This window comes from Rathayibacter sp. AY1H3, from assembly GCF_002932015.1.
On sequence record NZ_PSUU01000017.1, the window covers coordinates 44,731 to 65,901 of the forward strand.

Below are 21,171 nucleotides of genomic sequence, written 5' to 3' on the forward strand. Positions count from 1 at the left end.
CGCCGAGGAGACACCATGTCGCGTCAGTTGACGGACGTCTGTCGGGAAGCATACGGTCGGACCGGCCCATGGGGAGGCCGCCTGGGGGACAGGCAGCGCGGCCCGCGCGGCACCCGAGCCGCATGCGCGGGCCGCGCCCGTCTCCGATCTCCTCTCACGTTCCGCGCTCCCTCCGGGTACGCTCGGCTGGACAGTAGATGTCGGAGGCTCCTCCGTGCATCCCGGCGCCGGAGGCCTGATGAGCGACGACCCCCTCGATGCGGAGGAGCCGGCGCGTCCTCCCCGCCTGACCCGCGAGCAGGTCCGCACCCGCCTGCTGGACGCCGCTCTCGCGGTCGTCCGCGCCGAGGGCCTGCGCGTCGGAGTCGCCCACCTGCCCCTCGAGGACGTCATCCGCTCGGCGGGTGTTCCGCGCAGCACCGTCTACCGGATCTGGCCCACTCGCCAGTCGTTCTACGACGAGCTGATCGCCGCGATCCCGGAGCGGGTCCTCGCCACCCGCCTCGACCAGCCGTCCCTGCGGGCCGGGAACTCCCACCTCCACCGCAGCCTCGACCCCGAGCCGACCCCGGCGCAGCGCCGCGAGGCCCTGATCGCCTCCGTCCGGGTCGCCGTCGACGCGAACGTCGACAACATCTTCTCGTCGCAGCACTGGCGCAACTTCATCGCTCTCGCCGGCGCGGTGGGCTCGCACGAGGAGCCGGCGCGGACCGCCATCGGATCCGCTCTGCGGTCCCGCCAGCTGCACTTCATCGACAACATGGCGAAGTACTACGAGCACACCCTCGCCGAGGCGGGGCTCCGGCTGCGCCCGGACCGCGGCGCCGCCGCTCTCGCCTCCGCCGTCTCGGCCCTGATCGAGGGTCTGTGCATCGCGCGGATCGCGGCACCGGAGCTGGTGACCGGCCCGCTCGACCCGGCCGATCCCGACGGACCGTCACTGGCGGTGGTGTCGGTGCTGCTGCTGATCGACGGGTTCACCGAACCGGACGAGTGATCCGGGTCGCGGGGTCCGCTCAGTCCTCCGCGACCGGCTCCAGCATCCCGTCGACGATCGAGCGGATCGTCCAGGCCGCCAGGGTCCACTCGACCGGCTCGCCGTCGAGGCCGGGGGCGGTCACCGGAGCGTCGAGGTCGTCGTCGAGGAGCCGGCCGCGGTGGGCGAGCCCGTCGATCACGATCGCGGTGAGGTGGGCGAGCTGGAGCGTCGTGAATCCCGGGCGCATCGTCCCGCCGAAGACCTGCAGCGTCTCCTCGTAGAAGTCGCGCATCCGGCGCGTGAGCATGCCCTCGATCCGCTTCGCCGTGGCGCGCACGGCGTCGCGTGCAGGCCCCTCCTCCATCGAGAAGGTGCAGGCGAGCAGCGCGTTGTACGACGACCAGTCGGCGGAGCGGCGGAGCGATTCGGCATTGGCCCGCGCGCCGATGCGGATGGTCTCCCAGGCGACCCGGCGGCGGCCGGCGGCCGTGGAGAGCAGATCGGTGGAGCGCTCGTAGACTTCGCGCATCTCCTGCTGGGCCTCGGGATCGGCGCCCTCCGCGTACCGGTCCCGCACGAAGACCTCGCCGACCAGGTCGGCCACGAACTCCTCGCGCGTGCTCCAGATCCGGTAGACGGAGCTGCGCGGCACGCCGGCCAGGCGGATGTACTCCTCCATGGGCAGGTGCGCGAAGCTCACCGTGAGGCCGTGGTTCGAGACGACGTCGCGCGCCGTGGCGATCATGCGGCTGCGGACCTGCTCCGCGGGGATCCTCCGGGCCCGCCGGGAGCCCTCTGCGCTGTCGTCCATGGAGAGGGACACTAGCCGGAGACGGTGCCGCGGGTGGTCCTCCACGCGCTCCGTGAGCCGATCCGGAGTGCTCTGGGGCGTCCTCCCACTGAGACGGAATGTCCCATCACGTGCACGACGACGTCGCGGACCGCTACGGTGCAGCCGGGGCGGACCCGAACCTGCCCCTGCTAGGGGACCCCCGTGACCGGATTCGATCGGTTCACGCTGGCCGTCGTCGACGGACCAGCGATCGAGCGTGCCGCGCTGCAGGCGCTGCTCGCGCAGCTGCTGCCGCAGTTCTCGCACGACGAGGAGGGCGTCGACCGCATCGCGGTCCTCGACCTGGACGGCGTGCCCGGCGAGGAGGTGGCCGACGCCCTCGAGCGTGCGGCGGCTTGGACCGTCGGCCTCGTCGTGCTCTCCTCCTCCGACTCCCTGGAGCCGGTGCGGGCCGTGCTGCGACGGGAGAGGGCGGCGTACGTCTGGAAGGGCGACGACCCCAGCGAGCTCGCGGCGGCGGTCGTCTCGGTCGCCTCCGGCCGCACCTGGATCTCGGACACCGCCCGCCACCGGCTCGTGCACGGGCGCGAGGAGCGCCGCCCGGTGCTGAGCCCGCAGGAGAGCCGGGTGATGCGCGCCTACGGAGCGGGTGCCGCGGTCCGCACCGTCGCGGTCGACCTCAGCGTCGCCGAGCACACCGTCCGCACCTACATCAAGCGGATCCGCGCCAAGTACCTCGAGACCGGCGTCACTCTCGACTCACGGGTCGACTTCTACCGCCACCTCGGCGACCACGACGTCGCCATCCGCCGCGGCGGAGACCGGGTGCGGGCCGGCGCGCAGCAGGCGGCCGGCGACGTGGTCGGCGAGCGCCGAGCCTGAGGCGAGCAGGATCGCGTTCCCGCCGGTGCGCCCCTCGACGAAGGCCGTCGATCCGACCGCTGCGGTGACCGGGAGCAGCTCCCGGACGACCCCGCGCAGGCGGTCCAGCCTCCGGTGGTCGGCGTCGTCGGCGACGTTGACCGCGAGGAGCCCGTCGGCGCCGACGCGGGCGGCGAGCGGAGCGAGGACGGACGCGCGGTAGAACGGCTCCGGGATCTCGTCCCCGTCGTAGACGTCGAGCACGACGAGGTCGGCGCTCCAGGGCGGCAGGGGCCCTGCGGCGTCGGCCGTGAGGAGTCGGACGCGCGCGCCGCGGGGGAGCGGCGCGTGCTCGAGCACGAACTCCACGAGTCCTGCCGCGCTCTCCACCGCGAGCTGCTCGGAGCCCGGCCGGGTCGCGGCGACGTACCGGGCCAGGGCCAGGGCTCCGGCTCCGAGGTGCAGCACGCGCAGCGGCTCGCCGGGCGGGGCGGCGGCGTCGACCACCGCGCCGAGGCGCGCGAGGTACTCGAGGAGCAGAGCACGGGGATCGCCCGGATCGATCAGCGACTGCTCCGCGCCGTCGACCGTGAGCAGCAGCGCCTCCGGACGCACGGGATCCGGCCCCAGCACGGCTGTGCGGCCTCCCGGCAGCAGGAGGGACGAAGGCATCCCGTCACGCTAGCGCTCCTCGCGCGATCCGCCCCGCCGCCGCTACGGTGACAGGCATGGCCGCCCTGATCCTGCTCGACGTCGACGGCGTCCTGAACCCCTCCGTCCGCAGCGATCGCGCCTCGGGCTCGCACCGCCTGGAGCTCGAGCCGGAGCGGGCGGCGCTCGTCGCCCGCCTGGCCGCGGTCGGCACGATCGTGTGGGCCACGACCTGGCCGCCGCGCTTGACGCGGGTCCTCGCCCAGGACCTCGGGCTGCCGGCGGGCACGGAGGCGATCGTCTTCGACGGCGGCCTCCCGCGCGACCCGCGGTTCCCTGGCCGGACGGGCAAGCTCCAGCCCGTCGCGGTGTGGCTGGAGGCGGCCGCCGAGCGCGGCGCGATCGACGCCGTGGTGTGGATCGACGACAACCTCCACGAGGACGCCTACGACTGGGCCCGCGAGCAGAGCACCCCCTTCCACCTGGTGCGTCCGGAGTCGGCGACGGGCCTCACGAGCGACGAGGTCGCCGGCGCCGAGCACTTCCTGGCCGGACTCCCGGCGTCACACGGCGACATCCGGGAATAGGGCCGCCCCCTCCACTGGTTATCGTCACTCCGGGCGGTTCCGCCGAGCAGCGGTCCGCCCCGGGACGACCCGTCCCCTCGTCGATCCCCGCGCCGCATCCGGCGCAGCGGGACCGCCACGACTCCGTGATGCACCGAAGGACAACACCGTGACCCTCTCCGCCCGCACCTCCCTGCGCGTCCTGCTCGGCACGACCGCCGCCGCCGCCGCCCTGGTCCTCGCCGGCTGCGCGCCCGCCTCGACCGACGACGTGGTCTCCGGCTCGAGCGGCGAGGGCACCGCCTCCGCGAGCTCCGGCCTGACCCTGGCCGAGGTCGAGGAGTCGGGGAAGCTCACCATCGGCACCGAGGGCACCTACCCGCCCTTCTCCTTCCACGCCGACGGCGGGACCGGAGCTCTCACCGGCTACGACGTCGACGTGATCACCGCCGTGGCCGAGAAGCTGGGCGTCGAGCCCGACTTCCAGGAGACGCAGTGGGACGCGATGTTCGCGGGCCTGGACGGAGCGCGCTTCGACGTGATCGCGAACCAGGTCTCGATCAACGACGAGCGCGAGGCGAAGTACGACTTCTCGGAGCCGTACTCGGTCAGCCCCGGCGTCGTGATCGTCCCCTCGAGCGACACCTCGATCACCGACCTCGCCGGCCTCTCCGGCAAGACCACCGCGCAGTCGCTCTCGAGCAACTGGTACACCGTCGCGCAGGAGAACGGCGCCGAGGTCGAGGGCGTCGAGGGCTGGGCGCAGGCCATCGCCCTCGTCGAGCAGGGCCGCGTGGACGCGACCGTGAACGACCGCCTCACCTGGCTCGACTGGTCCACGACCTACCCCGACCAGGCCGCGGGCCTCAAGGTCGCCGTCACCACCGACGACACCTCCGAGAGCGCCTTCACCTTCCCGAAGGGCTCGGACGACCTCGTCGAGGCCTTCGACTCCGCCCTCGACGAGCTGCGCGAGGACGGCACCCTCGCCTCCATCTCCGAGCGCTACTTCGGAGCCGACGTCTCCCAGTAGCCCCACCCCGAGGCGGCTCCTCCCCTTCCGGGAGGGGCCGTCTCGTGCGTGAGCGGCCCCGACGCGGGGGAGCGGCGGAGCGGCTCAGGCAGCGGGTCCGCCCGCAAGGGCGCCCGCCCCGGAGCGAAGCGTGCCAGCATTCCCCAGGAGGCGGAGACGATCCGCCCCCGACGCCACCACCCGATCGAGCCGACCGCGGATCCTCCCGCGAAGGCGGGAGAACACAATGGACCTCGTCCTCCGGTCGTTCTGGCCGATCCTCTCCGGGGGCATCGTCGGGACGATCCCGCTCGCGCTGGCGAGCTTCGCCATCGGGCTCGTGCTCGCGCTGGCGGTCGCCCTGATGAGGCTCTCCCGGGTGCGGATCCTCTCCTGGATCGCGCGTGCCTACATCTCCGTCATCCGGGGCACGCCGCTCCTGGTGCAGCTGTTCGTGATCTTCTACGGGCTGCCGAGCCTCGGACTGAAGATCGACCCCTGGCCCAGCGCCACCATCGCGTTCGCCCTCAACGTGGGCGGCTACGCGGCGGAGGTGATCCGCGCGGCGATCCTCAGCGTCCCGAAGGGGCAGTGGGAGGCGGCGCACACGATCGGCATGAGCCGCTCGCTCTCGCTGCGGCGCATCATCCTCCCGCAGGCCGCGCGCGTCTCCGTCCCCCCGCTGTCGAACACCTTCATCTCGCTGGTGAAGGACACCTCGCTGGCCTCCCTCATCCTGGTGACCGAGCTCTTCCGGCAGGCGCAGAAGATCGCCACCGCGTCGAGCGAGTTCATGCTCCTCTACCTCGAGGCCGCTCTGATCTACTGGCTCATCTGCCTGGTGCTCTCCAGCGGCCAGGGCCTGCTCGAGAAGCGATTGGACCGCTATGTCGCCCGCTGACACTCCGACCGACGCCCGGCCCGTGCTCACGGCCCGCGGCCTCCGCAAGTCGTTCGGCGGGGTGGAGGTGCTGCGCGGCATCGACCTGGAGGTCCACCGCGGCGAGGTCGTCGCCCTGATCGGGCCGTCCGGCTCGGGCAAGACCACCGTCCTGCGCTCGCTGAACAGCCTCGAGGTGCCGGACGGCGGGTTGGTCGAGCTCGCCGACGGCAGTGTCCTCGACTTCGACCGCGGCGTCGGACGGAAGGCGCTGACCGGGCTGCGCGACCACTCCGCGATGGTCTTCCAGCACTTCAACCTCTTCCCGCACCTGACCGTCCTCCAGAACGTGACGGAGGGGCCGCTGCGAGTGCAGCGCCGTCCCGCGTCCGAGGTGGTCCCGGAGGCGGAGCGCCTGCTCGAGCGCGTCGGCCTCGGCGGCCGGGGGAGCGCCTACCCCTTCGAGCTCTCCGGCGGTCAGCAGCAGCGCGTGGGCATCGTCCGGGCGCTCGCGCTGCGGCCCGATCTGCTCCTCTTCGACGAGCCCACCTCGGCGCTGGACCCGGAGCTGGTCGGCGACGTGCTCTCGCTGATGCGGGAGCTGGCGGGGGAGGGCTGGACCATGCTCGTCGTGACGCACGAGCTCGAGTTCGCCCGGCAGGTGGCCTCGGAGGTCGTCTTCATGGCCGACGGCGTGGTCGTCGAGCGGGGCGCCCCTGCGGAGATCCTCCGGGAGCCGCGCGAGCCGCGCACACGGCAGTTCCTGCACCGCCTCCTCCACCCGCTCGAGTAGACGGTCGGCGCTGTCCCCCGTCGACGGGGAGCCGCGCGGCGCACCGGGCGCGGCGGAAGGCGTGCCTATGCTGTCCGGGTGACCTGGAGCAGCGACGCCGAGACCACGCGGATCCCCTCCGCGACCGAGACGTCCGGCGGAACCGGACCCCAGCCGACCCGGGAGTACGTCTGGCCCGAACCCGTGACGGGTCGGCAGCCGACCGTCGAGCCCGCCGCCCCGGCCGCCGCGGCGTCCGCCCCCAGCGCCCTCGGGCCGGTCGAGGCCGAGCCCGAGCCGGTCCGGCGCTCCGGCAACCGCCTCGCGGGCCTCGCGCTCGCCCTCCTGACGACCGCGGTCTTCGCCGTCCTGTACCTCGTCGCCCTGACGGCGATCCGCCTCCTCGTCGACCGCGTCGGCGGCGACCCGGTCGCCCTCGCGCTCGACGCTGCGCCGACCGCGCTCTTCCTCGCCCCGGTGGCCGCGTTCCTGGTCGGCCTGGCGCTGATCGTGCTGGTCGTGAACCGCGCGGGCTGGTGGGCCTACGTCCTCGGCGGCTTCCTCGTCGCCCTCCTCACGGCCGCGGCCGCGCTGGTCGGCGGCTGGAGCGCCGTCGGACCGCTCGCCCTGCCGATCGACCGCTCCCTCGCGCTCGACTACGTCCGCGATCCCGCAGTCCTCGCGGCGGTCCTCGCCGCCGGCGTCCTCGGCCGGGAGGCGAGCGTCTGGGGCGGCGCCGCGATCGCCGGCCGCGCCCGGGGCGTCAAGCGCCGCAACGCCGAGCGCGAAGCGGCCGCGCAGTCGTGACTCCGGAGGGGCAGGGGCAGGGCCGCGGAGCCGGCCTGGGCTACGGCCTCGCGCTGGCCGGCTTCGCCGCGTTCCTCTACCTCGCCCTGGTCGTCTGCGCGTTCGGGGTCCTCAGCCTCCTGCTGGACCAGGACGTCGTGCCCGAGCGCGACGCCGGCCCGCTGCTGGGGCCGGTGTCGGTGGCGGTCTGCGTCGTCGCCGTGCTGGTCGCGATGGTGACCCTCGCCGCCCGTCCCGCCGTCCACCGCGTCCTCGGCCCGTCGCTGCTGACCGGGGTCGTCGTCTACCTGCTCTTCCTCGTCACGGGCGGAGCGCTCTACGGGCTCGGCCGCCAGGAGCCGGGGGAGATCCTCGGCTGGATCCTCGACCACGCCCCCACTGTCTTCGCGATCGCGACCGGCGTGCTCGCGGCCGCCGTCCAGCTCCTGTTCCTCCTGCTCCTGGCCCGTCGCGACGCCGGCGGCCGCAGCCCCCACTGGGGCTGGGAGGGCGACGAGCGGGAGTGACGGCGGAGTCCCGGCGCGGCTCGTCGCGGCGCTGCGGCATCTCCCAGGGCGAACGCCGCTCGGTTGACCGGCCCCGTCACTCCCCGTAATATTATTCGGGTGTGCGCTTTGCCGTGCGCTCGTGTCGTGCCTCCGGGTCGATGCGGTCGCCGCACTTCGCTCCACCGGGTCCGCGAGGATCCGCGGGTTCGTCCGATCGGGCGGCCCCCACGGCATACCCCTCACCCTCCCGGTCCCGCTCGCGGGGCCGCGGGGTGCGTCGGGTCCAGATGAACTCGGCCGTTCCCGGAGACGGGAGGGCCGAATGTCGACCATCGATCCGCTGTCACCGTGCAGCATTCAAGGAGCAAAACCAGTGCCAACGATTCAGCAGTTGGTCCGCAAGGGACGCACGCCGAAGGTCACCAAGACCAAGGCGCCCGCCCTGAAGGCCAACCCCCAGCAGCGCGGCGTCTGCACGCGCGTCTACACGACCACGCCCAAGAAGCCGAACTCGGCCCTCCGCAAGGTGGCCCGCGTGAAGCTCTCCAACGGCACCGAGGTCACCGCCTACATCCCCGGCGAGGGCCACAACCTGCAGGAGCACTCGATGGTGCTCGTGCGCGGCGGTCGCGTCAAGGACCTCCCCGGTGTCCGCTACAAGATCGTTCGCGGCGCCCTGGACACCCAGGCCGTCAAGAACCGCAAGCAGGCTCGCAGCCGGTACGGCGCGAAGATGGAGAAGAAGTAATGCCTCGTAAGGGCCCCGCTCCCAAGCGCCCCGTCGTCGCAGACCCCGTCTACGGCGCCCCCATCGTCAGCCAGCTCGTCAACAAGATCCTCCTGGACGGCAAGAAGGGCCTCGCCGAGCGCATCGTCTACGGTGCCCTCGAGGGCGTCGCCGGCAAGAACGGCCAGGACGCGGTCGTCACCCTCAAGAAGGCGCTCGACAACGTCCGCCCGACCCTCGAGGTCCGCAGCCGCCGCGTCGGCGGCTCGACCTACCAGGTCCCGGTCGAGGTCAAGCCCCACCGCGCCAACACCCTCGCGCTCCGCTGGCTCACCAGCTACGCGAAGGCCCGTCGCGAGAAGACGATGACCGAGCGTCTCATGAACGAGATCCTCGACGCGTCGAACGGTCTGGGCGCCGCTGTCAAGCGTCGCGAGGACACCCACAAGATGGCCGAGTCGAACAAGGCCTTCGCGCACTACCGCTGGTAGCGCACCCCGCGGCCGCCCCCGGGCGACCGCGACCACCGGGCCCGCGGCGTCACCGCTGCGGGCCCGGTCCCGGCGGCGGATCGCCCGATCCCCGCGACCGGGCGACCGCCACCACCAGAATCCCAGCCATTCGGCCATGAACCCGGTGCGCTGGCTCCATCACCTATCGGAGGAACTCCGTGGCACAAGATGTGCTCACCGACCTGAACAAGGTCCGCAACATCGGCATCATGGCCCACATCGATGCCGGCAAGACCACCACCACCGAGCGCATCCTGTTCTACACGGGTATCACGCACAAGATCGGCGAGGTCCACGACGGCGCCGCGACGATGGACTGGATGGCGCAGGAGCAGGAGCGCGGCATCACGATCACGTCCGCCGCGACGACCTGCTTCTGGAACAAGAACCAGATCAACATCATCGACACCCCCGGTCACGTCGACTTCACGGTCGAGGTCGAGCGCTCGCTCCGCGTCCTCGACGGCGCCGTCGCCGTCTTCGACGGCAAGGAGGGCGTCGAGCCCCAGTCCGAGACCGTCTGGCGTCAGGCCGACAAGTACGACGTCCCGCGCATCTGCTTCGTCAACAAGATGGACAAGCTCGGCGCCGACTTCTACTACACGGTCGACACGATCATCAAGCGCCTCGGCGCGAAGCCGCTGGTCATCCAGCTGCCCATCGGCGCGGAGTCCTCTTTCGAGGGCGTCGTCGACCTGGTCGAGATGCGCGCGCTCACGTGGCGCGGCGACTCGAAGGGCGACGTCGCGCTCGGCGCGAAGTACGAGATCGAGGAGATCCCGGCCGACCTCGCCGACAAGGCGGCGGAGTACCGCGAGAAGCTCCTCGAGACCGTCGCGGAGACCTCCGACGAGCTGCTCGAGAAGTACTTCGGCGGCGAGGAGCTCACCGTCGCGGAGATCAAGGGCGCCATCCGCAAGATGACCGTCAACTCCGAGATCTACCCGGTGCTCTGCGGCTCGGCGTTCAAGAACCGCGGCGTCCAGCCGATGCTCGACGCTGTCGTGGACTACCTCCCCTCCCCGCTCGACGTCCCCGCCATCGAGGCGCACGACGTCCGCGACGAGGAGAAGGTCATCATGCGCCACGCGGACTCGACCGAGCCCTTCTCGGCGCTCGCGTTCAAGGTCGCCGTGCACCCGTTCTTCGGCCGCCTGACCTACGTCCGCGTCTACTCGGGCAAGCTCGACTCCGGCGCCCAGGTCATCAACTCGACCAAGGGCAAGAAGGAGCGCATCGGCAAGATCTTCCAGATGCACTCCAACAAGGAGAACCCGGTCGACTCGGTCACCGCCGGCCACATCTACGCCGTCATCGGCCTCAAGGACACCACCACCGGTGACACCCTGAGCGACCCGGCCGCGCAGGTCGTGCTCGAGTCGATGACCTTCCCGGAGCCCGTCATCGAGGTCGCCATCGAGCCCAAGACGAAGGCGGACCAGGAGAAGCTCGGCACCGCGATCCAGAAGCTCGCGGAGGAGGACCCCACCTTCCGCACCGAGCAGAACCAGGAGACCGGTCAGACGGTCATCAAGGGAATGGGCGAGCTGCACCTCGACATCCTGGTCGACCGCATGAAGCGCGAGTTCAACGTCGAGGCCAACGTGGGCAAGCCCCAGGTCGCGTACCGCGAGACGATCCGCCGCACGGTCGAGAAGTACGACTACACCCACAAGAAGCAGACGGGTGGCTCCGGCCAGTTCGCGAAGGTCCAGATCACCATCGAGCCGATGGAGGTCGAGGCCGACAAGACCTACGAGTTCGTCAACGGCGTCACCGGTGGCCGCGTCCCGCGCGAGTACATCCCCTCCGTCGACGCGGGCATCCGCGACGCCATGCAGGTCGGCGTGCTCGCCGGCTACCCCATGGTCGGCGTGAAGGCGACCCTGGTCGACGGAGCGGCGCACGACGTCGACTCCTCCGAGATGGCGTTCAAGATCGCCGGCTCGATCGCGTTCAAGGAGGCCTCGCGCAAGGCGCAGCCGGTCCTCCTCGAGCCGCTCATGGCCGTCGAGGTCCGTACTCCCGAGGAGTACATGGGCGACGTCATCGGCGACATCAACTCGCGTCGCGGGATGATCCAGTCGATGGAGGACGCCACCGGCATCAAGGTCATCCGGGCCAACGTCCCGCTGTCCGAGATGTTCGGCTACATCGGAGACCTGCGCTCGAAGACCTCGGGCCGCGCCGTCTACTCGATGACGTTCGAGACCTACGCCGAGGTCCCCAAGGCCGTGGCCGAGGAGATCGTCCAAAAGAACAAGGGCGAGTAGCTCCGCCCCTGGGCCGTCGCCGTTCCCCGGAACGGCGGCGGCCTGGTAGTGTCGTGCGGGTTTGCTGCCGAGTGCAGCGCGCCCCCTGTCGCAGCGGGACGGCCGCACGACCACTGCCGGTAACATACGTACACAAAACCCCCGCAAGTCCTCCTGTCCTCGTGCCGCCCCGTGCGGCCGCCCGGATGCGGATGCTTGCACCTAAGTCCTGAGGAGGACCCACAGTGGCTAAGGCCAAGTTCGAGCGGACCAAGCCGCACGTCAACATCGGAACCATCGGTCACGTCGACCACGGAAAGACCACGCTCACCGCGGCGATCTCGAAGGTTCTGGCGGACAAGTTCCCGTCCGCGACCAACGTCCAGCGTGACTTCGCGTCGATCGACTCCGCTCCCGAGGAGCGCCAGCGCGGCATCACGATCAACATCTCGCACGTCGAGTACGAGACGCCGAAGCGCCACTACGCGCACGTCGACGCCCCGGGTCACGCCGACTACATCAAGAACATGATCACCGGCGCGGCCCAGATGGACGGCGCGATCCTCGTGGTCGCCGCCACCGACGGCCCGATGGCTCAGACCCGTGAGCACGTCCTCCTCGCCAAGCAGGTCGGCGTCCCCTACCTCCTCGTCGCGCTGAACAAGGCCGACATGGTGGACGACGAGGAGATCCTGGAGCTCGTCGAGCTCGAGGTCCGCGAGCTCCTCTCGTCGCAGGGCTTCCCCGGCGACGACGCCCCCGTCGTGCGCGTCTCCGGCCTCAAGGCCCTCGAGGGCGACGACACCTGGACCCAGTCGATCCTCGACCTGATGGACGCGGTCGACGAGTCCATCCCGGACCCGGTGCGCGACAAGGACAAGCCGTTCCTCATGCCGATCGAGGACGTCTTCACGATCACCGGTCGTGGAACCGTCGTCACCGGCCGTGCGGAGCGTGGAACCCTCGCTCTGAACTCCGAGGTCGAGATCGTCGGCATTCGCCCGACGCAGAAGACCACGGTCACCGGAATCGAGATGTTCCACAAGCAGCTCGACGAGGCCTGGGCCGGCGAGAACTGCGGTCTGCTCCTCCGCGGCACCAAGCGCGAGGACGTCGAGCGCGGCCAGGTCGTCGTCAAGCCGGGTTCGGTCACGCCGCACACGGACTTCGAGGGCACCGCGTACATCCTGTCCAAGGATGAGGGTGGGCGTCACAACCCGTTCTACGCGAACTACCGTCCGCAGTTCTACTTCCGCACCACCGACGTCACCGGCGTCATCACGCTGCCCGAGGGCACCGAGATGGTCATGCCCGGCGACACCACCGACATGACGGTCGCGCTGATCCAGCCGATCGCCATGGAGGAGGGCCTCGGCTTCGCCATCCGTGAGGGTGGACGCACTGTGGGTGCCGGTACGGTCACCAAGATCATCAAGTAGGTCCGTCCTACTGATCTCTCGAGAGGGGTCGTCCGCTTCGGCGGGCGGCCCCTCTCGTCGTTCCCGGGGACGCCCGGCTAGCGTGGCGGCATGCCCTTCGTGAAGAGCGACCCCCGTGCCCTCCCGCAGTTCTTCGAGTGGGAGGCGGCCGGCCTGGACTGGCTGCGCGAGGCGGACGGCGGTGCGCGCTGTGTCGGGGTGGAGAGGGTGTCGCCCGGGCGCATCGAGCTGGAGGAGATCCGCTCCGCGCGACCCTCCGCCGAGTCGGCTCGGGCCTTCGGCGCCGCGCTCGCCCGGACGCACGACGCCGGAGCCGCGGCGTTCGGAGCGCCGCCCCCGGGATGGACCGGCCCCGCGTACATCGGCCGCCGCGGGATGCCGTGCCGCCCGGACGACTCGTGGGGGCGCTTCTACGCGGAGCAGCGGGTGCGGCCGTTCCTCGGCCCTGCCGTGGAGGCGGGCAACCTCACGGCAGCCGAGTCGCGGCTCGTCGAGCAGGCTCTGGACCGGGTGGCGGCCGGAGCCTTCGACGATGGTGCGGGGCCCGCCAGGATCCACGGGGACCTCTGGACCGGCAACGTGCTCTGGTCGGCGGACGGCGCCGTCCTGATCGACCCCGCCGCTCACGGGGGCCACCGCGAGACCGATCTCGCGATGCTGGCACTCTTCGGCGCTCCGCACCTCGACGCCGTCCTCGAGGGCTACCGCGAGCAGCATCCGCTGGAAGCCGGCTACGAGGAGCGGGTGCCGCTCCACCAGCTGCACCCGCTCGCCGTCCACGCCGCCGGTCACGGTCCGTCCTACGGCCGCGCCCTGGCCGACGCGGCGGAGCGGGTGATCGCACTGGCCGGCTGACCGGCGCGCCCGCACCGTTCCCCCAGCCGGGAGCGCCACACTGAGGCACGCGCCGCCCTGTGCGCGTTTACAAGGAGGCATCATCGTGGATCTCGGGAAGCTCGGACGCCAGGCCGGCGAACTGCTCAACAGCCGGAAGGCCCAGGACGCGTTGCGGAGCGAGAAGGCCGAGCAGGTCTCCGACCAGACCCTCGAGAAGGCGGGCGAGATCGCCAGCCGCCTCACCAACGGCAAGTACGACGACCGCATCGAGGACCTGAAGCGCCAGGCCGACAAGCGGATCGGCAACGAGTAGCGGCTGCCGTCCGACTGCTCCTCCCCGCCGTCAAGCGGGTGCGGGCCTCGGATCCGCCGTCCTATCGTCGGGTCGATGGCTGACACTCGCGCGCAACGACTCCGCAGGACCGATTCGAGCGGGCGCGGCTACACCCGGGTGCGCGCGGGCTCCGGCTTCAGCTACCGCGACCCGAAGGGCGCGACCGTCGCCGACAAGGAGCTGCGCGCGCGCTTCGACCGTCTCGGCATCCCGCCGGCCTGGACGGACGTCTGGATCGCCCCGTACCCCAACGGGCACATCCAGGCCACCGGCGTCGACTCCGCCGGCCGCCGCCAGTACATCTACCATCCGACCTGGCGCGAGCAGAAGGACCGGATCAAGTTCGACCGGGCGCTGCGGCTCGCGGAGGCCCTGCCCGGGGCGCGCCGAGCCGTGACCATCGCCCTCCGCTCGGACGGACCCAGCCGTGAGCGCGCGCTGGCCACCGCCTTCCGGATGCTCGACACCGGATCGCTCCGCGTCGGCAGCGAGAGGTACGCGAAGGAGCACGGCAGCATCGGCCTCTCGACGCTCCTGTGCGCGCACGCCACGACCCACGGGGACCGGGTCGCCCTCGCCTTCCCCGGGAAGAGCCATCAGGCGTGGACGAGCGAGATCCTCGACCACGACCTCTCGCGCGTCGTCCGTGCTCTCAAGCGTCGCGGGCCGAACGCCCGCCTGCTCGCCTGGAAGGACGGGCGGGAGTGGCGGCCGATCTCGGCGCCCGAGATCAACGACTACGTGCGCGAGCGCGCCGGCGACGACTTCACGGCGAAGGACTTCCGCACTCTGCACGGCACGGTCGCGGCCGCGCTGAGCCTGGCGAAGTCGGGCCCGCAGGCCACACAGCGCGCTCGGAACTCCGCGATCGCCCAGGCGATGCGCGACGCCTCGGACGTGCTCGGGAACACGCCGACGGTCGCCCGCGCCAGCTACGTCGACCCGCGGCTTCTGGACCACTTCCGCGCCGGCGAGACCATCGACGCGTCGCGCCCCGCGTCGGCCGAGACCGCCGTCCGGGCGCTGCTCTTCGAGTAGCGGGGGAGGCCCTCCGGCCCGCGCTGCTGCTCGGAGCGACCGGCTCCCAGGGGCCGTCACGACGTGCTCGCGAAGGAGCCCTCCGGCGCGACACGCCCGGGTTGCAGGGGTGGGGCATCTGTGGGAGACTCTTCTAGTTCAAAATTTCCTCTCGGGCGGCGTGCTGCTCGGAGGGGGACACTGCCAGGCAGTGCCGAGACGGCATCGCGGAGGCTCGACCCGAGAGGGCGGCCACGCGGATGCGACGTCGAGGCGGCGGGTAGCAGAACGACAACAACCGACATCTCAACGGTCTCTCCGTGCGTCGTGCGTTCTGCACGCCGATCGGAGCGCCCCAGGGGTGCGGTGCTTTTGACAGAAGAACACTGGTTGCACTTTTCCGGGTCACCGGAGTTCCTTCGCGAGCGCGTCCAATGCGAGACGAGTCCGGCTCCGGCCGGGGGAGTCGCGTACGACGCAATAACAAGAGAGTGAGAGATCACACATGGCGGGACAGAAGATCCGCATCCGACTGAAGTCGTACGACCACGAGGTCATCGACACGTCGGCGCGCAAGATCGTCGACACGGTCACCCGTGCCGGTGCAACGGTGGTCGGCCCCGTGCCGCTGCCGACCGAGAAGAACGTGGTCTGCGTGATCCGTTCTCCCCACAAGTACAAGGACAGCCGCGAGCACTTCGAGATGCGCACCCACAAGCGCCTCATCGACATCATCGACCCGACGCCCAAGGCCGTCGACTCGCTCATGCGCCTCGACCTGCCGGCCGACGTCAACATCGAGATCAAGCTCTAAGGAGGAGTGCCACCATGTCTGTCACTGTTTCCCCCACGCTGAAGACCAGCAAGGGCCTCCTCGGCACCAAGCTCGGAATGACCCAGGTCTGGGACGAGAACAACAAGCTCGTGCCGGTCACCGTCATCGAGATCAGCCCCAACGTCGTGACCCAGGTCCGCACGGAGGAGAAGGACGGCTACACCGCCGTCCAGCTCGCCGCCGGTGCGATCGACCCGCGCAAGGTGAACAAGCCCGCCGCCGGTCACTTCGACGCCGCGGGCGTCACCCCCCGCCGCCACCTCACCGAGGTCCGCACCTCCGACGCCGCCGACTACTCGGCAGGCCAGGAGCTGACCGTGGACGCCGTCTTCGAGGCCGGCACCAAGGTCGACGTCGTCGGCACCAGCAAGGGCAAGGGCTTCGCCGGCGTCATGAAGCGTCACAACTTCAAGGGCGTCTCGGCTTCGCACGGTTCGCACCGCAACCACCGCAAGCCCGGCTCCATCGGCGCCTCCTCGACCCCCAGCCGTGTCTTCAAGGGCATGCGCATGGCCGGTCGCATGGGTGGCGAGCGCGTCACCGTGCTCAACCTCAAGGTGCACTCCGTCGACGCCGAGAAGGGCCTGCTGCTCGTCAAGGGCGCCGTCCCCGGTGCCCGCGGTCGCCTCGTGTTCGTTCGCAACGCCGTGAAGGGAGCGTAGTTCCATGGCTACCTCTGTCGACATCATCGACGTCAAGGGCCAGAAGGCGGGCTCGGTCGAGCTCCCCGCCGCGCTCTTCGACGTCCAGACCAACATCCCCCTCATCCACCAGGTCGTCGTGGCCCAGCTCGCCGCGGCGCGCCAGGGAACCCACAAGACGAAGAACCGCGGTGAGGTCTCCGGAGCCGGTCGCAAGCCGTTCAAGCAGAAGGGAACCGGTCGCGCTCGTCAGGGCTCGATCCGCGCCCCGCACATGACCGGCGGTGGCGTGGTCCACGGACCGACTCCCCGCAGCTACGCGCAGCGCACCCCCAAGAAGATGATCGCCGCGGCTCTGCTCGGTGCTCTCTCGGACCGCGCCCGCGGTGCCCGCATCCACGTGGTCGAGTCCCTCGCCCTCGGCGACACCCCCCGGACCAAGGACGTCCTCGTCCTGCTCGACGCCCTCTCGGTGTCGCGCAACGTCCTCGTGGTGCTCGAGCGCGACGACTACATCGCCGAGCTCTCGCTCCGCAACGTGCCGTTCGTGCACATCCTGCCGGCCGACCAGCTCAACGCGTACGACGTGCTCGTCTCCGACGACATCGTGTTCTCGAAGGGCGCGCTCGACGCGTTCATCGCGGCCAAGTCGGGCGTCGAGTCCAACAAGGAAGAGGTGAACGCATGAGCCAGTCCGCCGCGTTCAACAAGGACCCCCGCGACGTCATCATCTCCCCGGTGGTCTCGGAGAAGTCCTACGGCCTGATCGACGAGGGCAAGTACACCTTCGTGGTCGACCCGCGTTCGAACAAGACCGAGATCAAGCTCGCCATCGAGAAGATCTTCGGCGTCGAGGTCGCGTCGATCAACACGCTGAACCGCCAGGGCAAGACCCGCCGCACGAAGTTCGGCACCGGCAAGCGCAAGGACACCAAGCGCGCGATCGTCACGCTGAAGTCCGGCTCCATCGACATCTTCACGAGCGTCGGCTGAGCCGAAGAAGCGTAGAGGAAACAGACAATGGCTATTCGTAAGTACAAGCCCACGACCCCCGGTCGCCGCGGCTCCAGCGTTGCCGACTTCGCCGAGATCACCCGCTCGACGCCCGAGAAGTCGCTCCTGCGCCCGCTGTCCAAGACCGGTGGCCGCAACAACTCCGGCCGCATCACGACGCGTCACATCGGTGGTGGCCACAAGCGCCAGTACCGTCTGATCGACTTCCGTCGCAACGACAAGGACGGCGTCAACGCCAAGGTCGCTCACATCGAGTACGACCCCAACCGCACGGCGCGCATCGCGCTGCTCCACTTCGTGGACGGCACCAAGCGCTACATCCTGGCCCCGAACAAGCTCTCGCAGGGCGACGTCGTGGAGTCGGGCGCCGGCGCCGACATCAAGCCCGGCAACAACCTGCCGCTGCGCAACATCCCGACCGGTACGGTCATCCACGCCATCGAGATCAAGCCGGGAGGCGGCGCCAAGCTCGCCCGCTCGGCCGGCACCTCGGTCCGCCTCGTCGCCAAGGACGGCCCCTACGCGCAGCTCCGCCTGCCGTCGGGCGAGATCCGCAACGTCGATGCGCGCTGCCGCGCCACGATCGGCGAGGTCGGCAACGCCGAGCAGTCGAACATCAACTGGGGCAAGGCCGGCCGCATGCGCTGGAAGGGCGTCCGCCCGACCGTCCGCGGTGTCGCGATGAACCCGGTCGACCACCCGCACGGTGGTGGAGAGGGCAAGACCTCCGGTGGACGCCACCCGGTCAGCCCGTGGGGTCAGTCCGAGGGACGCACCCGTCGCCCCAACAAGGAGAGCGACAAGCTCATCGTTCGCCGCCGCACCGCCGGTAAGAAGCGCAAGTAGGAGTTGTAGAAGATGCCTCGCAGTCTCAAGAAGGGCCCCTTCGTTGACGACCACCTGCTCCGCAAGGTGTTCACGGCCAACGAAGCCGGCAACAAGAACGTCATCAAGACCTGGTCGCGCCGTTCGATGATCATCCCGGCGATGCTGGGCCACACCATCGCGGTCCACGACGGTCGCAAGCACATCCCCGTGTTCGTGACCGAGACCATGGTCGGCCACAAGCTCGGCGAGTTCGCCCCCACTCGGACCTTCCGCGGTCACGAGAAGGACGACAAGAAGGGCCGTCGCCGCTGACGCGGCGACGAGAAGGAGGAGAGAAATGGTGGAGTCGATCGCACGCGTGCGACACATCCGCGTCACCCCCCAGAAGGCTCGCCGTGTCGTGAACCTGATCCGCGGGAAGCAGGCTCAGGAGGCACTGGCCATCCTGAAGTTCGCGCCGCAGGGTGCGTCCGAGCCCGTCTACAAGCTCGTCGCCTCGGCGATGGCCAACGCTCGCGTCAAGGCCGATGCCTCGAACGAGTACCTCGACGACCAGGACCTGATCGTGTCCCGCGCCTTCGTCGATGAGGGAACCACCCTCAAGCGATTCCAGCCCCGTGCTCAGGGTCGTGCCTTCCGCATCAACAAGCGCACCAGCCACATCACCGTCGTGCTGGCCACTCCTGAGGAGGGGACCAAGTAATGGGTCAGAAAGTAAACCCCTACGGTTTCCGTCTGGGAATCACCACCGACCACGTGTCGCGCTGGTTCTCCGACAGCACCAAGAAGGGCCAGCGGTACAGCGACTACCTCGCCGAGGACGTCAAGATCCGCCGACTCCTCGCCACGCAGCTCGACCGTGCGGGCGTCGCCCGCATCGAGATCGAGCGCACCCGTGACCGCGTCCGCGTCGACATCCACACCGCCCGCCCGGGCATCGTGATCGGCCGCCGCGGCGCCGAGGCCGAGCGCATCCGCGCCGACCTCGAGAAGCTCACGGGCAAGCAGATCCAGCTCAACATCCTCGAGGTCAAGAACCCCGAGGCCGAGGCTCAGCTGGTCGCGCAGGGCATCGCCGAGCAGCTCTCCGCCCGCGTGGCCTTCCGCCGCGCGATGCGCAAGGGCCTGCAGGGCGCTCAGCGCGCCGGCGCCAAGGGCGTCCGCATCCAGGTCTCCGGCCGTCTCGGCGGCGCCGAGATGAGCCGCTCGGAGTTCTACCGCGAGGGACGCGTGCCGCTGCACACCCTCCGCGCGAACATCGACTACGGCTTCTACGAGGCGAAGACCACCTTCGGCCGCATCGGCGTGAAGGTCTGGATCTACAAGGGCGACATCACCAACAAGGAGCTCGCCCGCGAGCAGGCGAACAGCAAGTCGTCGCGCCCCGAGCGCAGCGACCGTCCGCGCCGTGCACCCCGCCAGCAGAGCGAGGCGCCCATCGCAGCAGGAGTTGAGGCATAACCATGTTGATTCCGCGTCGAGTCAAGCACCGCAAGCAGCACCACCCGGGCCGGTCCGGCCAGGCCACCGGTGGCACCAAGGTGTCGTTCGGTGAGTTCGGCATCCAGGCCCTCACCCCCGCCTACGTGACCAACCGTCAGATCGAGTCCGCTCGTATCGCGATGACGCGTCACATCAAGCGTGGCGGAAAGGTGTGGATCAACATCTACCCCGACCGTCCGCTCACCAAGAAGCCCGCCGAGACCCGCATGGGTTCCGGTAAGGGCTCGCCGGAGTGGTGGGTCGCGAACGTCAAGCCGGGTCGCGTCCTCTTCGAGGTCGCCGGCGTCGACGAGCAGCTCGCTCGTGAGGCCATGACCCGTGCCATCCACAAGCTGCCCCTCAAGGCACGCATCATCAAGCGCGAGGAGGGAGACGCGTAATGGCGATCGGATCCAAGGAGCTCGCCCCCGCCGAGCTCGACACCTACGAGGACGAGCGTCTCGTCACCGAGCTGAAGAAGGCCAAGGAGGAGCTGTTCAACCTCCGCTTCCAGTCGGCCACCGGTCAGCTGGACACCAACGGCCGCCTGCGTGCCGTCAAGCGCGACATCGCCCGCATCTACACGGTCATCCGTGAGCGCGAGCTGGGCATCCGCGCCACCCCCGCACCCGTCGAGGCCCCGGCCAAGGCGGAGAAGAAGCCCAAGACCAAGAAGGCCGCCAAGGCCGAGGTCGAGGCGACCGAGTCGAACGAGGAGGCCAAGTAATGGCAACCGTCAATGACAGCGCCGGCCACGAGTCGGCCGCCCACGACGTGAAGGAGGCGGGCGCTCGCGGATACCGCAAGACCCGTCGCGGCTACGTCACCAGCGACAAGATGGACAAGACCATCGTCGTCGAGGTCGAGGACCGGGTGAAGCACCCGCTGTACGGCAAGGTCATCCGCCGTACGTCCAAGGTCAAGGTCCACGACGAGCTGAACTCCGCCGGCATCGGCGACTCCGTCGTCATCAGCGAGACCCGTCCCCTCAGCGCCACCAAGCGCTGGCGCCTGGTCGAGATCCTCGAGAAGGCCAAGTAGGCCGCGGCCTACTTGAGTTAGCAGGAGAGACACATGCTTCAGCAAGAATCCCGAGTCAAGGTCGCCGACAACACCGGTGCCAAGATGCTCCTCACCATCCGCGTCCTCGGAGGCTCCGGCCGCCGCTACGCGGGCCTCGGTGACATCATCGTCGCCACCGTCAAGGACGCGATCCCCGGTGGCAACGTGAAGAAGGGCGACGTGGTCAAGGCCGTCATCGTCCGCACCATCAAGCAGACCCGTCGCGCCGACGGCTCGTACATCAAGTTCGACGAGAACGCCGCCGTCATCCTCAAGAACGACGGGGACCCCCGTGGCACCCGCATCTTCGGACCGGTCGGTCGCGAGCTCCGCGACAAGAAGTTCATGAAGATCGTCTCGCTGGCACCGGAGGTTATCTAGT

The 21,171-nt window shown here is 70.0% G+C and carries 28 protein-coding genes; 27 read left to right on the forward strand and 1 reads right to left on the reverse strand.

Annotated features, from left to right (window positions below; translation table 11 throughout):
- Window positions 1–238 precede the first annotated feature (238 nt).
- The gene (locus C5C33_RS08435; protein WP_104247591.1) at window positions 239–997 is read left to right on the forward strand and encodes a TetR/AcrR family transcriptional regulator; all 759 of its coding nucleotides are present in this window, start codon (window positions 239–241) and stop codon (window positions 995–997) included.
- A gap of 19 nt (window positions 998–1,016) precedes the next feature.
- Here the strand turns inward: C5C33_RS08435 and C5C33_RS08440 are convergent, their stop codons facing one another.
- Complete coding sequence (locus C5C33_RS08440; RefSeq protein WP_146076607.1) at window positions 1,017–1,790, reverse strand: hypothetical protein; 774 nt, start codon at window positions 1,788–1,790, stop codon at window positions 1,017–1,019.
- Between the two features lie 183 nt (window positions 1,791–1,973).
- Between C5C33_RS08440 and C5C33_RS08445 the strand changes: the two genes are divergently transcribed.
- From C5C33_RS08445 to rplN, 26 genes are all read left to right on the forward strand, one after another.
- A complete protein-coding gene (locus C5C33_RS08445; RefSeq protein ID WP_104247592.1) occupies window positions 1,974–2,654 on the forward strand; it encodes a LuxR C-terminal-related transcriptional regulator in 681 nt (226 codons plus the stop codon).
- Window positions 2,655–3,361: 707 nt separating this feature from the next.
- The gene (locus tag C5C33_RS08450; protein ID WP_104224575.1) at window positions 3,362–3,871 is read left to right on the forward strand and encodes an HAD domain-containing protein; all 510 of its coding nucleotides are present in this window, start codon (window positions 3,362–3,364) and stop codon (window positions 3,869–3,871) included.
- A gap of 148 nt (window positions 3,872–4,019) precedes the next feature.
- Window positions 4,020–4,883 (forward strand): amino acid ABC transporter substrate-binding protein, encoded by an 864-nt coding sequence (locus C5C33_RS08455; protein ID WP_374953822.1) that lies wholly within the window; start codon window positions 4,020–4,022, stop codon window positions 4,881–4,883.
- 226 nt (window positions 4,884–5,109) lie between these two features.
- A complete protein-coding gene (locus C5C33_RS08460) occupies window positions 5,110–5,763 on the forward strand; it encodes an amino acid ABC transporter permease (RefSeq protein WP_104224574.1) in 654 nt (217 codons plus the stop codon).
- A complete protein-coding gene (locus C5C33_RS08465) occupies window positions 5,750–6,535 on the forward strand; it encodes an amino acid ABC transporter ATP-binding protein (protein WP_104260911.1) in 786 nt (261 codons plus the stop codon). The genes C5C33_RS08460 and C5C33_RS08465 overlap by 14 nt, the downstream gene beginning before the upstream one ends.
- 78 nt (window positions 6,536–6,613) lie before the next feature.
- Window positions 6,614–7,321 carry a hypothetical protein gene (locus tag C5C33_RS08470; protein WP_104260912.1) on the forward strand — a complete coding sequence of 236 codons (708 nt, stop codon included), beginning with the start codon at window positions 6,614–6,616 and terminating at the stop codon, window positions 7,319–7,321.
- On the forward strand, window positions 7,318–7,827 hold the full coding sequence (locus tag C5C33_RS08475; RefSeq protein ID WP_104247596.1) for a DUF6121 family protein: 510 nt from the start codon (window positions 7,318–7,320) through the stop codon (window positions 7,825–7,827). The genes C5C33_RS08470 and C5C33_RS08475 overlap by 4 nt, the downstream gene beginning before the upstream one ends.
- A 355-nt stretch (window positions 7,828–8,182) precedes the next feature.
- Window positions 8,183–8,557: a 30S ribosomal protein S12 gene (rpsL, locus tag C5C33_RS08480; protein ID WP_011186743.1), complete on the forward strand. Its 375-nt coding sequence runs from the start codon at window positions 8,183–8,185 to the stop codon at window positions 8,555–8,557.
- On the forward strand, window positions 8,557–9,027 hold the full coding sequence (gene rpsG, locus C5C33_RS08485; protein ID WP_068251443.1) for a 30S ribosomal protein S7: 471 nt from the start codon (window positions 8,557–8,559) through the stop codon (window positions 9,025–9,027). Before rpsL ends, rpsG begins: the two co-directional genes overlap by 1 nt.
- Before the next feature lie 179 nt (window positions 9,028–9,206).
- A complete protein-coding gene (gene fusA / locus C5C33_RS08490) occupies window positions 9,207–11,321 on the forward strand; it encodes an elongation factor G (protein ID WP_104224571.1) in 2,115 nt (704 codons plus the stop codon).
- 224 nt (window positions 11,322–11,545) lie between these two features.
- Window positions 11,546–12,739, forward strand: coding sequence for an elongation factor Tu (gene tuf, locus C5C33_RS08495; RefSeq protein WP_104224570.1), 1,194 nt, complete (start codon window positions 11,546–11,548; stop codon window positions 12,737–12,739).
- 90 nt (window positions 12,740–12,829) lie between these two features.
- Window positions 12,830–13,594, forward strand: a complete 765-nt coding sequence (locus C5C33_RS08500; RefSeq protein ID WP_104260913.1) for a fructosamine kinase family protein — start codon at window positions 12,830–12,832, stop codon at window positions 13,592–13,594.
- An 85-nt stretch (window positions 13,595–13,679) separates the two neighbouring features.
- Window positions 13,680–13,889, forward strand: coding sequence for an antitoxin (locus C5C33_RS08505; RefSeq protein WP_159939075.1), 210 nt, complete (start codon window positions 13,680–13,682; stop codon window positions 13,887–13,889).
- 75 nt (window positions 13,890–13,964) lie between these two features.
- A complete protein-coding gene (locus tag C5C33_RS08510) occupies window positions 13,965–14,948 on the forward strand; it encodes a DNA topoisomerase IB (protein WP_104247600.1) in 984 nt (327 codons plus the stop codon).
- Between the two features lie 484 nt (window positions 14,949–15,432).
- A complete protein-coding gene (rpsJ, locus tag C5C33_RS08515; protein WP_005050520.1) occupies window positions 15,433–15,741 on the forward strand; it encodes a 30S ribosomal protein S10 in 309 nt (102 codons plus the stop codon).
- A 14-nt stretch (window positions 15,742–15,755) separates the two neighbouring features.
- Entirely contained in the window at window positions 15,756–16,424 is a 669-nt protein-coding gene (gene rplC, locus C5C33_RS08520; protein WP_104224566.1) for a 50S ribosomal protein L3, read from the forward strand.
- 4 nt (window positions 16,425–16,428) lie between these two features.
- Entirely contained in the window at window positions 16,429–17,091 is a 663-nt protein-coding gene (rplD, locus tag C5C33_RS08525; RefSeq protein ID WP_104224565.1) for a 50S ribosomal protein L4, read from the forward strand.
- Window positions 17,088–17,396, forward strand: a complete 309-nt coding sequence (gene rplW / locus C5C33_RS08530) for a 50S ribosomal protein L23 (RefSeq protein ID WP_068209445.1) — start codon at window positions 17,088–17,090, stop codon at window positions 17,394–17,396. The genes rplD and rplW overlap by 4 nt, the downstream gene beginning before the upstream one ends.
- A gap of 27 nt (window positions 17,397–17,423) precedes the next feature.
- Window positions 17,424–18,263 carry a 50S ribosomal protein L2 gene (gene rplB, locus C5C33_RS08535; RefSeq protein WP_068251462.1) on the forward strand — a complete coding sequence of 280 codons (840 nt, stop codon included), beginning with the start codon at window positions 17,424–17,426 and terminating at the stop codon, window positions 18,261–18,263.
- A 12-nt stretch (window positions 18,264–18,275) separates the two neighbouring features.
- Entirely contained in the window at window positions 18,276–18,557 is a 282-nt protein-coding gene (rpsS, locus tag C5C33_RS08540) for a 30S ribosomal protein S19 (RefSeq protein ID WP_055787078.1), read from the forward strand.
- A 25-nt stretch (window positions 18,558–18,582) separates the two neighbouring features.
- Window positions 18,583–18,948 (forward strand): 50S ribosomal protein L22, encoded by a 366-nt coding sequence (gene rplV / locus C5C33_RS08545; RefSeq protein ID WP_077221988.1) that lies wholly within the window; start codon window positions 18,583–18,585, stop codon window positions 18,946–18,948.
- A complete protein-coding gene (gene rpsC, locus C5C33_RS08550) occupies window positions 18,948–19,706 on the forward strand; it encodes a 30S ribosomal protein S3 (RefSeq protein ID WP_104260914.1) in 759 nt (252 codons plus the stop codon). The genes rplV and rpsC overlap by 1 nt, the downstream gene beginning before the upstream one ends.
- Before the next feature lie 2 nt (window positions 19,707–19,708).
- Window positions 19,709–20,128, forward strand: a complete 420-nt coding sequence (gene rplP, locus C5C33_RS08555; protein ID WP_068209436.1) for a 50S ribosomal protein L16 — start codon at window positions 19,709–19,711, stop codon at window positions 20,126–20,128.
- A complete protein-coding gene (gene rpmC, locus C5C33_RS08560; RefSeq protein ID WP_104224564.1) occupies window positions 20,128–20,454 on the forward strand; it encodes a 50S ribosomal protein L29 in 327 nt (108 codons plus the stop codon). Before rplP ends, rpmC begins: the two co-directional genes overlap by 1 nt.
- Entirely contained in the window at window positions 20,454–20,768 is a 315-nt protein-coding gene (gene rpsQ, locus C5C33_RS08565) for a 30S ribosomal protein S17 (RefSeq protein WP_104224563.1), read from the forward strand. Before rpmC ends, rpsQ begins: the two co-directional genes overlap by 1 nt.
- A 33-nt stretch (window positions 20,769–20,801) precedes the next feature.
- Window positions 20,802–21,170, forward strand: a complete 369-nt coding sequence (rplN, locus tag C5C33_RS08570; RefSeq protein ID WP_104224562.1) for a 50S ribosomal protein L14 — start codon at window positions 20,802–20,804, stop codon at window positions 21,168–21,170.
- The last annotated feature ends 1 nt before the right edge of the window (window position 21,171 follow it).